10 protein-coding genes and 1 tRNA gene are annotated in these 10,193 nt (G+C 66.0%); 4 read left to right on the forward strand and 7 right to left on the reverse strand.

Annotated elements, in window-relative coordinates; genetic code table 11:
- The first annotated feature begins 251 nt into the window (after nt 1-251).
- Nucleotides 252-1,229, forward strand: a complete 978-nt coding sequence (locus J2X37_RS12430; protein ID WP_310022279.1) for a rhodanese-related sulfurtransferase — start codon at nt 252-254, stop codon at nt 1,227-1,229.
- Complete coding sequence (locus J2X37_RS12435; RefSeq protein ID WP_310021728.1) at nt 1,213-1,869, forward strand: glutathione S-transferase; 657 nt, start codon at nt 1,213-1,215, stop codon at nt 1,867-1,869. Before J2X37_RS12430 ends, J2X37_RS12435 begins: the two co-directional genes overlap by 17 nt.
- A gap of 165 nt (nt 1,870-2,034) precedes the next feature.
- Here J2X37_RS12435 and J2X37_RS12440 read toward each other — a convergent pair.
- The 4 genes from J2X37_RS12440 to grxC all read right to left on the reverse strand — a co-directional run bounded on the left by J2X37_RS12440 (nt 2,035) and on the right by grxC (nt 3,808).
- A tRNA-Arg gene (locus J2X37_RS12440) sits at nt 2,035-2,111 on the reverse strand.
- Between the two features lie 59 nt (nt 2,112-2,170).
- The gene (locus tag J2X37_RS12445) at nt 2,171-2,680 is read right to left on the reverse strand and encodes a DUF1178 family protein (RefSeq protein ID WP_310021730.1); all 510 of its coding nucleotides are present in this window, start codon (nt 2,678-2,680) and stop codon (nt 2,171-2,173) included.
- A complete protein-coding gene (locus J2X37_RS12450) occupies nt 2,680-3,519 on the reverse strand; it encodes a carbon-nitrogen hydrolase family protein (RefSeq protein ID WP_310021732.1) in 840 nt (279 codons plus the stop codon). The genes J2X37_RS12445 and J2X37_RS12450 overlap by 1 nt, the downstream gene beginning before the upstream one ends.
- A gap of 10 nt (nt 3,520-3,529) precedes the next feature.
- Nucleotides 3,530-3,808 (reverse strand): glutaredoxin 3, encoded by a 279-nt coding sequence (gene grxC / locus J2X37_RS12455; RefSeq protein ID WP_310021734.1) that lies wholly within the window; start codon nt 3,806-3,808, stop codon nt 3,530-3,532.
- Nucleotides 3,809-3,991: 183 nt separating this feature from the next.
- Between grxC and J2X37_RS12460 the strand changes: the two genes are divergently transcribed.
- A complete protein-coding gene (locus J2X37_RS12460; protein ID WP_310021737.1) occupies nt 3,992-4,462 on the forward strand; it encodes an Hsp20 family protein in 471 nt (156 codons plus the stop codon).
- Between the two features lie 536 nt (nt 4,463-4,998).
- Here the strand turns inward: J2X37_RS12460 and J2X37_RS12465 are convergent.
- The 3 genes from J2X37_RS12465 to tpiA all read right to left on the reverse strand — a co-directional run bounded on the left by J2X37_RS12465 (nt 4,999) and on the right by tpiA (nt 8,048).
- The gene (locus tag J2X37_RS12465) at nt 4,999-6,630 is read right to left on the reverse strand and encodes a CTP synthase (protein ID WP_310021740.1); all 1,632 of its coding nucleotides are present in this window, start codon (nt 6,628-6,630) and stop codon (nt 4,999-5,001) included.
- Nucleotides 6,631-6,755: 125 nt separating this feature from the next.
- Nucleotides 6,756-7,175: a preprotein translocase subunit SecG gene (gene secG, locus J2X37_RS12470; protein ID WP_310021742.1), complete on the reverse strand. Its 420-nt coding sequence runs from the start codon at nt 7,173-7,175 to the stop codon at nt 6,756-6,758.
- 129 nt (nt 7,176-7,304) lie between these two features.
- The gene (gene tpiA / locus J2X37_RS12475) at nt 7,305-8,048 is read right to left on the reverse strand and encodes a triose-phosphate isomerase (RefSeq protein ID WP_310021744.1); all 744 of its coding nucleotides are present in this window, start codon (nt 8,046-8,048) and stop codon (nt 7,305-7,307) included.
- A 202-nt stretch (nt 8,049-8,250) separates the two neighbouring features.
- Between tpiA and J2X37_RS12480 the strand changes: the two genes are divergently transcribed.
- The gene (locus tag J2X37_RS12480; protein ID WP_310021746.1) at nt 8,251-10,179 is read left to right on the forward strand and encodes a peptidyl-prolyl cis-trans isomerase; all 1,929 of its coding nucleotides are present in this window, start codon (nt 8,251-8,253) and stop codon (nt 10,177-10,179) included.
- The last annotated feature ends 14 nt before the right edge of the window (nt 10,180-10,193 follow it).

Consider the following 10,193-nt stretch of genomic DNA (forward strand, 5'->3'; position numbering starts at 1 on the left):
ACCTTGACCCGCTTGCCGATCCTGGACACCTGACCCTGTCTCCTCCCCCGCGTTGCAATGCCGGCCAGCAATGCACCGTGGCAACAGGGGGGATTGCTAGCAACAGGCCGCGCCTGCGTCACCACGATCGCGCGACGACCCATCCTCGCACTGTCCAATCCGGATTCGGGCCACCCTCATTCCACGGCACAGGCCGCAAAGTGGACGGCACGCTTGCTGACGCGCCCTTGGCTTGTCGTTATGAGGCGAACATGCCGATTCCTGCTACCGACAACGCCGGGCCTGTTTGCGTGGCAGCCCTCTACCGGTTCACCCGCCTCGACGATCCAGAAGACCTGCGCCTGCCGCTGAAGCGCCTTTGTGACGATGCAGGCGTGCGCGGCACGTTGATCCTTGCTGCCGAAGGCATCAACGGCACGATCGCCGGGCCCGGCGAAGGGATCGCCAAGGTGCTGGAACACATCCGCGCCCTCCCCGATTGCGCCGGCCTCGATGTCAAGATGTCGAGCGCGTCTGCCATGCCGTTCCACCGCATGAAAGTGCGCATCAAGCGCGAGATCGTGACGATGGACCAGCCGGGACTCGATCCAAGGGCAAGCGTCGGCACGTATGTCGAGCCCGAGGACTGGAATGCCTTGATCGGCGATCCCGACACCATCGTGATCGACACGCGAAACGATTACGAGGTGGCAGTCGGCACGTTCAAGGGGGCGATCGACCCCGGGACAGCCAGCTTCCGCGATTTTCCGGACTGGTTTCGCCGGGAACGCGAACGGTTGCTGGGCACGGGCAAGCAACCCAAGGTCGCAATGTTTTGCACCGGCGGCATCCGTTGCGAAAAATCGACCGCGTTCCTCAAGCAAGAGGGCGTCGAAGATGTCTACCACCTCAAGGGTGGTATCCTGCGATACCTCGAAAGCGTGCCCGAGACGCGCAGCCTGTGGCAGGGTGAGTGCTTCGTCTTCGACCAGCGGGTTTCGATCGGTCACGGTCTCGTGCAGGGGAGCCTGACCTTGTGCCATGCCTGCCGCCGCCCGATCAGCGCAGAGGATCGCAAGTCGCCGTTCTATGAGGAGGGGGCAGGATGTCCCGGCTGCCACGCGGAACGAACCGAGGAACAGCGCGCATCCTATCGCGAACGCCACCGTCAGGAGCAGCTCGCCGCGGCACAGGGGCGCTCGCACGTCGGTGCCGTGATGGTCGGACCGGACGATGGCTGCGCCGACTGACCCTGTTCTCTACAGTTTTCGCCGCTGCCCTTATGCCATCAGGGCACGGATGGCGCTGGCGATCAGCGGGACACGTTGCGAACTGCGCGAGGTGGAGCTGTCGGCAAAGCCGCAAGCCATGCTCGATGCTTCGCCGAAAGGAACCGTGCCGGTGCTCGTAAAGTCGGACGGCACCGTCATCGACGAAAGCCTCGATATCATGCGCTGGGCACTGGCAAGGCATGACCCCGAGGACTGGCTGGAGCGGGACGATGCCGCGCTGGTCGCGACGAATGACGGCGCGTTCAAGCACGATCTCGACCGTTACAAATATCCCGACCGTCACGGCGTCGACGCACGCGAACACTGCGAAAAAGGCCTGCAATTTCTCCGCGCGCTGGACGATCGCCTTGCGATCGGAGGGCAGCTTTGCGGGCCGTCACGCGGGTTCGCCGACGCCGCGATCATGCCGTTCGTGCGGCAATTCGCCGCTGTCGACCGCGAATGGTTCGATGCACAAGCGCTCCCGCATCTCCGTGTCTGGCTGCAAGGTCATCTCGGCTCTGATCTTTTCACCGCGGTGATGCTGCGGGTGAAGCCTTGGTCGCCAGGCGATGCCGCCGTTGCCTTCGCCCCGCCAGGCGATCTTGCGGGCCCATGACGCTCGGTTGCGGATGCCGGCGACCCGGTAGTTCGGCTGACTGACAGTCTCTTTTGTCGCGAAAATAGCCTGATGGTCGGTTCAGGCCCCGAAACGGGCAACAGTTCGCACCTCCATCCTATCAGGCGAATGCGGAAATGGCGGCTTGGACCGTGTCAGGAGGAGTGGTGCGCCCGACAGGATTCGAACCTGTGGCCCCCAGATTAGGAATCTGATGCTCTATCCTGCTGAGCTACGGGCGCACTCGGGGAAGCGTTTAGGGTGAGGCTCGCCGAAAGACAATCGGGCAATAAAGGTCGCGTCAATTGACGATGTCGGGCGGAGCCACAGGAAACGGCAGGGGGGCGATCTCGACGCCTTCGTCGATGAGGTCCTCGACCTCCTCGTGCGTGGCCTGGCCGTGGATGGCCTCTGCGGCGCGTTCGCCGTAATGCATGGCCCGCGCCTGTTCGGCAAAGTCCGCGCCCACCCACGTCGATCTCTCCAGCGCCGCCTTCTGCAGGCGGATGAGGGTGTCGAGCGCGTGGCGCATGTCCGGGGTCATCGTCGAGACTTGCCCGCTCGGCCCATCGGGCGCATGGCCGGCGGGCGAGATCGGCTCACCAGCTGCAGCCTCCGGTCGCACAACGGGCATCTGGTTCCCCTTGCGCCCCACGGCCGGCGCCATGACCGCCTTCTCGATCTCGCTCGATCCGCATTCGGGGCAGCAGAGCAGCCCGTCGTTCTGCTGGCGCGCAAAATCCTCCGAGGAGCGGAACCACCCCTCGAAACGGTGCCCGGCGCTGCGGCAGGAAAGGTCGAAGACGATCATCAGGCCGGCGAAGTAGGAATTTTGCGGCGATTGGCAAGACTGGGCAACTGCCCCCTCACCTCTCCGATTCGCGCCGGATCGATATCGGCAAAGCCGACGCCCGGCCGCTCGCCGCCCATGTCGAGCAGCACCTCGCCCCACGGATCGACCACCAGCGAATGGCCGTAGGTGCTGCGACCGTCCTCGTGCTGTCCGACCTGCGCGGCCGCGATGACGAAGGCGCTCGCCTCGATCGCGCGCGCGCGGAGCATGACATGCCAATGGGCTTTTCCGGTCGGCACGGTGAACGAGGCCGGAAGCGCGATCGCATCGCAACGCCTGTCGCCCAGCGCGCCGAACAGCGCCGGAAATCGCAGGTCGTAGCAGATCGCAAGGCCCAGCCGCCCGACGGGGCTGTCCGCGGTCACGATCCTGTCTCCCGGAGCATAGGCATTCGATTCGCGCCAGCTTTCGCCTGTTGCGAGATCGACATCGAACATGTGCATCTTGTCGTAGGACGCGACGACCTTGCCATCGGCATCGATCAGGAACGACCGGTTGGCGTAACGCCCGTCGTCGCGCAGGATGGCCAGCGAGCCGAGAGCGACCCACAAACCCGCCTCGCGCGCAGCATCCCGCACTCGCGCCAGGACGGGGTTGTCGCCTTCGGCCACGACGTGACGGGCGCCTCGCGCGCGGTCGCGGTCGAGCAGGCCCGACATCTCCGGCGTGAACAGCATCCCGGCGCCGCCCGCCTGCGCCTCTCGCACCGCGGCCACGAGATCGTCGGCGTTGCGGGCCGGATCGATCCCGGTGGTCGCCTGGTAGAGTGCGATCCGGACCGGTTCGGGCGTGGTCATGGGCGAATGCTCACAGGCCCAGCATCGGGTCCAGCTTGCCCGCCCGGTCCAGCGCGGAAAGTTCGTCGCTGCCGCCCACGGCGACATTGTCGATGAAGATCTGCGGCACGGTCCGCGCGCCGGGCTTGCGCTCGACCATCTCCGAACGCTTGGCCCGGTCCATCGTCGTGTCGTACTCGGTGAACGCGACGCCCTTGGATTGCAGCAGCGCCACCGCCCGGTGACAATAGGGGCAGCCGAACTGGGTATAGATCTCGACTTTGGGCGACGCCGGATTGGTTTCAGCCACGCGCAGACACTCCTTCAATAGCGGGGACCGGGGGTCTTGACCCGGCCTGGTCGTGTTCCCAGATGATGTCTGGCGACACATGCCGCAAGGGTGTGCCGCCATATCGTGGGCAGGATGACCGGGTGCCGACAGGGCCCGGAGGACGATCCTGCCGTGAATTGCTCGAAGAAGAGGATTTGCAACATGAATCGCATGGACTTTACCCCCTACCGCCGCACCACCGTCGGCTTCGACCGCCTGTTCGACCTTCTGGAGAACAACGCGCGGGCGAACCAGGGCGACAACTACCCGCCCTTCAACATCGAGCGTCGCGGCGATGACCAGTATCGCATCACGCTGGCCGTTGCCGGCTTCAAGTCCGAGGACATCGACATCACGGCGCAGCAGAACCTGCTGATCGTGACCGGTCGCAAGGGCGAGGAGCAGGAGACCGGCGAATTCCTGCATGTCGGCATCGCCCAGCGCGGCTTCGAACGTCGCTTCGAACTGGCCGATTTCGTCCTGGTCAAGGACGCGAAGCTCGCCGACGGCCTGCTTTCGATCGACCTTCAGCGCGAAGTGCCCGAGGCGATGAAGCCGAAGAAGATCGCCATCAATGGCGCAAAGCCGCTGACCGTGGTCGATGTCGAAGGCGACGCCGACAAGGCGGCCTGACCTTACTGGGCGGTATCCGGCCAAAGAAATGGCGCGCTCGACAAATCGGGCGCGCCAGTCTGGCCAGAGGCCTTTGGTTTTGTGATTCGGGGGCGAACCGAAGTTCGCCCCCGCGACGTATCCGCCGCCATGCCCCCTAGAATGACCATCCGGGTCGCAGAAAGACAGTCACCCCGGGAAGCAAGCTCTCATACCACTTTCGTCCAGTAACGACGATAGTCTTTGTAGGCCCAGACCTCGCATCATTCAGTTCGAGGATTGCTCCAGAACTGCCCTTTACTGGTCGAAGCGGACCGTGATGCCGAAGAGGTCGAACTTTTCGCAACGGCTCGAAACCTAACCCGGGTTCCGCCCATCAGTGCTTTGCGAGCGGCATGCCCGACAGCGCCTGCGATCTTGTCCTGCCCCCCTGCATTAACAAATCACATAACGGGCTATCGCAAAAAGGACGCGCAGGGCGCAAGAAAATTCGCCCGCAAGATGCGGATTAAGCGCGTCGGATCGGGAATCGCGCGCGGATCAGCGCGGACGCATCCTCAGACGAGGCGCGATTGTTCCAGCGCGGCGCCGATGAAGCCGGCGAACAGCGGGTGCGGATCGAACGGGCGGCTCTTCAGCTCGGGATGGAACTGCACGCCGATAAACCAAGGATGATCGGGGCGTTCGACGATTTCGGGCAGCAGGCCATCGGGCGACATGCCTGAAAAGATGAGGCCGCCCTGCTCCAGCCTGTCCTTATAGGCACCGTTCACCTCGTAACGGTGGCGATGCCGCTCCGAAATCGTGGTCGAACCGTAAAGCGAGGCCGCGCGGCTATTGCCCGAAAGCGCAGCGTCATAGGCGCCGAGCCGCATCGTGCCGCCCAGATCGCCGTCGGCGGCGCGCTGTTCCAGCCCCTCCTTCGTCATCCACTCGGTGATGATGCCGACGACCGGCTCTTCGGTCGGGCCGAATTCGGTGGACGAGGCCCTGGCAATGCCGGCGGTGTTCCGCGCGCCTTCGATGCAGGCCATCTGCATGCCGAGGCAGATGCCGAGGAACGGCACGCCGCGTTCGCGGGCGAAGCGCACGCTCTCGATCTTGCCTTCGGTGCCGCGCGTACCGAATCCGCCCGGTACGAGGATGCCGTGCATCGGTTCGAGCTGGGCGATGATGTCGCTGTCGTCCTGCTCGAAAAGTTCGGCGTCGATCCAGTTGATCTTCACCTTGACCCGGTTGGCCATGCCGCCATGGACCAGCGCCTCGTTCAGCGACTTGTAGGCATCGGGCAGGCCGACATACTTGCCGACGACGGCGATCGTCACTTCGCTTTCGGGATTCTCGTAGCGATCGACGATATCGTGCCATGTCGACAGGTCGGGTCGCGGTGCGTCCAGCCGGAAGTGGCGCAGCACTTCGCTGTCCAGCCCCTCGGCATGATACTGCAGCGGCACGGCGTAGATGCTGCTCGCGTCCAGCGCGGGAATGACGGCTTCGGGCCGCACGTTGCAGAACTGCGCGATCTTGCGCCGCTCGCCTTCGGGCAGCGGCTGTTCGCAGCGGCAGAGCAGCACGTCGGGCTGCACGCCCAGCGAGGTCAGCTCGCGCACCGAGTGCTGCGTCGGCTTGGTCTTCAGCTCGCCCGCCGCCTTGATGTAGGGGACCAGCGTCACGTGGATGGCGCAGGTATCCTCGCGCGGCAGTTCGTTGCGCAGCTGGCGGATCGCCTCGATGAAGGGAAGCCCCTCGATATCGCCGACGGTGCCGCCGAATTCGCACAGGACGAAATCCAGTCCTTCGGTATCGGCGAGCGCGAACTGCTTGATGGCGTCGGTGACGTGCGGAATGACCTGCACCGTCGCGCCGAGGTAGTCGCCGCGCCGCTCCTTGGCGATGATCGACTGGTAGATCCTGCCGCTCGTGATGTTGTCGCCCTGGTGCGCCGAAACGCCGGTGAACCGCTCGTAATGGCCGAGGTCGAGATCGGTTTCCGCGCCGTCGTCGGTCACGAAGACCTCGCCGTGCTGGTAGGGGCTCATCGTGCCCGGATCGACGTTCAGATAAGGATCGAACTTGCGGATGCGGACCTTGAACCCGCGCGCCTGCAGCAATGCCGCGAGGCTTGCCGCCATGAGACCCTTGCCGAGCGAGGAGACCACGCCGCCGGTGATGAAAATGTACCGCGCCATGGGAGTCGTGCCTTAATCAATAAGGGTGCCCTGCCGCAAGCGAGGCGGGCACCTGTTATCACAGAAACTCGAATTTCGTCCGCGACGGCGCGCCGCGATTTGCGCGCGCCGTCGGGACGCGCGCCTTACTGCCCGGCCGCTCCGGCCAGGGGATCGTCGCCGGCGGGAGCCGCGGGTGCGGTCGGTGCCGCATCGGCCGGAGCCTGCGGCAGGCCGAGCGGATCGGTCTGGGCCGGGCCCTGCGCCGGGGCAAGGGGATCGTTGCCGGCAGCCGGAAGGCTGCGGTCGAGCGAGGTGTCGACCTTGTTGCCCGAAGTGGTGTTCACCGAAACCGCGGCCAGCGCGATCGAGAGGATGACGAAGATCGTCGCCAGGATCGTCGTCGCCCTGGTCAGAAAGTCGGCCGCGCCGCGGGCCGACATCAGGCCCGAAGGGCTGCCGCCAACGCCGAGGCCACCGCCTTCGGACCGCTGCATCAGCACGACACCAACGAGGGCGGCTGCAACCAGCGCCTGCACCACCGTCAGGAACAGAAATAACGACATGACCAGCTATTCTTCCAACAAGAAGCGTTCGATTGCCGCCGCCCTTACCCCCTTGGCCTCGGGCGTGCAAGGCGCAGTCAGGACGAGACGGTCACGCCCTGCGCCCGGTTCCCGAACCCGGATGAAGGATCAGTCCTGTTCCGCCGCGGCGGCGATGATCGGCACGAAGCCGTCCGCGGTCAGGCTCGCCCCGCCGACCAGCGCGCCGCCCACGTCGGGCACGGCGAGAAGTTCGGCCGCATTGTCGCCCTTGACCGACCCGCCGTAAAGGATGCGCACGTCCGCGCCGGCATCGCCGTACTTGTCGGTCAGCACCGTGCGCAGGCGCCGGTGCATCGCGGCGACGTCGGACACCTGCGGCACGCGACCGGTGCCGATCGCCCAGATCGGTTCGTATGCGACCGACAACCGCTGGCAGCCATCGGGCAGCGACGCGGCGAGCTGGCGGGCCACGATCTCCTCCGCCTCGCCCGAATCGCGCTCCGCCTCGCTTTCGCCGCAGCACAGGATCACGCCCATGTCGATCGACTGCGCCGCTTCGGCCTTGGCCTTCACGTCGGCGTCGGTCTCATGGTGGTCGGCGCGGCGTTCGGAATGGCCGACAATGACGAAATCGGCCCCCGCTTCGCGCAGCATCTGCGCCGACAGGTCGCCGGTGTGCGCGCCCTTCTCCGCCATGTGGCAGTTCTGTGCGCCGACGCCGATATGGGTCACGCCTTCGCGCATCGTGGCGATCAGGGTGGCCGGCGGCGCGATAGCGACTTCGACCTTGGGCAGGCGCTGGGCCGCGCGATCGATCGCGCGCGCCTCGGTCATGGCGGAACGAAGACCGTTCATCTTCCAATTTCCGACGATGTAGTACCGCTGGCTCATGAGCCCATGTCCGTCCGTTCGTTGCCCCGTGTCGCGCCCGTCCCGTTGCCGGGCAGGCGGGCGGCGGCTAGCCCATGCGGGCGATAGTGTCAAAGCAGGAAGGCGCGATCGGTTGCAGCCGCGCCCTTAGCCGTTTAGAGCGCTGCGCAAACGGGTCGCGCGGTGGCGCGGCCACGCACATCACGCACAGGTCGGTCGAACCATGATCCAGGGTTTTCGCAAGCTTTTCCAATCGCGTCTCGGCGTGTTTGTCGCCCTCGCCTTCGTCGGCCTGATGGCGCTCGCCTTTGCCAGCGCCGACATTACCGGAGGCAGTTTCGGCGGGATCGGCGGCGGCGAGCGCGTCGCGACGGTCGGTGACGAGCAGATTTCCACAAACACGTACCGCGAAACGCTGAACGGCGCGTTCGACCGGGAGCGGCAGGAGAACCCGCAACTCACCCTGAAGCAGTTCATCGCCGGCGGCGGCGACACCGGCGTGCTCGATTCCATGATCGAGCGCCTCGCCGTCTTCGCCTTCGCGACCGAGGAAGGTCTGCGCATCGGCGAATCGCTGATCGGCAGCGAACTCAAGGACATTCCCGTGTTCCAGGGGCCCGACGGCAAGTTCAGCCAGGAGATGTACGAGGCGGCGCTGCGCCAGCGCGGCATTTCGGACAAGCTGCTGCGCGAAGACCTGAAGCAGGGGCTTTCCGCGCGCGTCACGCTCGTTCCCGCGCAGATCGGCACGACGCTGCCCGAAAAGGTCGCCGCGCAATATGCCCGCCTGCTCAACGAAACGCGGCGCGGGTCGATCGCGCTGATCCCGTCCGCCGCCTTTGCCGGTGACGTGAAGGTGACCGACGCGGCCCTGCAATCGTACCTTTCCGCCAATCGGGCGCGCTATTCGCTGCCCGAACGGCGCACGGTGCAATATGCACTGATCGACCTTTCGGGCGTGGCCGACGTTGCCGCCACCGACGCCGAGATCGCCGCCTATTACAACAAGAACAAGGCGCAGTACGCCGGCAAGGAGGCGCGCACGCTGACCCAGCTGGTCCTGCCGACCGAGGCGGGAGCCAAGGCCGTGCTCGCCGAATTGGGCAATCCGTCGCGGATGGCCGCGGTGGCGTCGGGCAAGGGCCTGTCGACCGTGCAGCTCGCCGCGACCGACAGCGCCGATCTCGCCACCAAGACCTCGCCCGCGGTGGCGCAAGCGGTCTATGCCGCGTCGCAGGGAGCCATCGCAGGGCCGGTGCGCGGTCCGCTCGGCTGGTACCTGATGCGCGTCGATTCGATCACCCGCACCGCCGAACGCCCGCTGAGCGCGGTTCGCGGCGAGATCGCCACCCTCCTCAACGACCAGAAGCGCACCCAGGCGCTGGCCGAACGCGCCGCCGCCGCCGAGGAACAGTTGAACGGCGGGGCCAGCCTTGCCGAGATCGCCAAGTCGTTCGGCGCGCAAGTGCAGACGAGCGGCGAACTGCTCGCCGACGGCAGGCCCTTCGGCAACGCCCCGGCGCCCTCGCCGCTGATTGCCCGGCTCGTTCCGGCGGTCTTCGCGATGGACCCCGATGGCGACCCGCAGATCGCGGCCTCGTCCGATGGCAAGTCCTACGCCATCTTCGCGCCGGGCAAGGTCACGCCTTCGGCCCCGCCGCCCTTTGCCGCGCTGAAGCCGGTTCTGGAGCGGGACTATCGCCTGCAGGAAGGCGGCAAGCTCGCCAGCAAGGCCGCCGACCGCGTGCTTGCCGCGATCCAGAAGGGCCAGGCGCCGGCCGAGGCCATCAAGCTGGCGGGCAAGCAGATGCCCCCGGTCGACCAAGTCAACACCACCCGCCAAGCGCTGACCGCCAGTGGCGGCGCGGTGCCGCCCGCGCTGGGGCTGATGTTCCAGATGGCGAAGGGCACGACGAAGAAGATGGAAGGCCCGCGCAACCTGGGCTTCATCATCGTCGATCTCGATGCGATCGAGACGAGGCCCATCGCCAAGGGCGATCCGCTCGTCCTCGCCGTCCGGCGCCAGCTCGGCCAGGCGATCGGCGGCGAGATGGGCGAGCAACTGACCAAGGCCATCGCCGCCCACGTCGGAGTCAAGCGCAACGACACCGCGATCAAGGCGGTGACCGACCAGATGACCGGCAACCGCTGAGGCCGAACGGGGGG

The organism is Croceicoccus sp. BE223 (genome assembly GCF_031457155.1).
GTDB lineage: Bacteria > Pseudomonadota > Alphaproteobacteria > Sphingomonadales > Sphingomonadaceae > Croceicoccus.

Bases quoted from the DNA above. Each gene is read 5' to 3' on its own strand.
- J2X37_RS12430 (WP_310022279.1), top strand. From the start codon at position 252: ATGCCGATTCCTGCTACCGACAACGCCGGGCCTGTTTGCGTGGCAGCC.
- J2X37_RS12435 (WP_310021728.1), top strand. From the start codon at position 1,213: ATGGCTGCGCCGACTGACCCTGTTCTCTACAGTTTTCGCCGCTGCCCT.
- J2X37_RS12445 (WP_310021730.1), bottom strand. From the start codon at position 2,680: ATGATCGTCTTCGACCTTTCCTGCCGCAGCGCCGGGCACCGTTTCGAG.
- J2X37_RS12450 (WP_310021732.1), bottom strand. From the start codon at position 3,519: ATGACCACGCCCGAACCGGTCCGGATCGCACTCTACCAGGCGACCACC.
- J2X37_RS12460 (WP_310021737.1), top strand. From the start codon at position 3,992: ATGAATCGCATGGACTTTACCCCCTACCGCCGCACCACCGTCGGCTTC.
- J2X37_RS12465 (WP_310021740.1), bottom strand. From the start codon at position 6,630: ATGGCGCGGTACATTTTCATCACCGGCGGCGTGGTCTCCTCGCTCGGC.
- secG (WP_310021742.1), bottom strand. From the start codon at position 7,175: ATGTCGTTATTTCTGTTCCTGACGGTGGTGCAGGCGCTGGTTGCAGCC.
- tpiA (WP_310021744.1), bottom strand. From the start codon at position 8,048: ATGAGCCAGCGGTACTACATCGTCGGAAATTGGAAGATGAACGGTCTT.
- J2X37_RS12480 (WP_310021746.1), top strand. From the start codon at position 8,251: ATGATCCAGGGTTTTCGCAAGCTTTTCCAATCGCGTCTCGGCGTGTTT.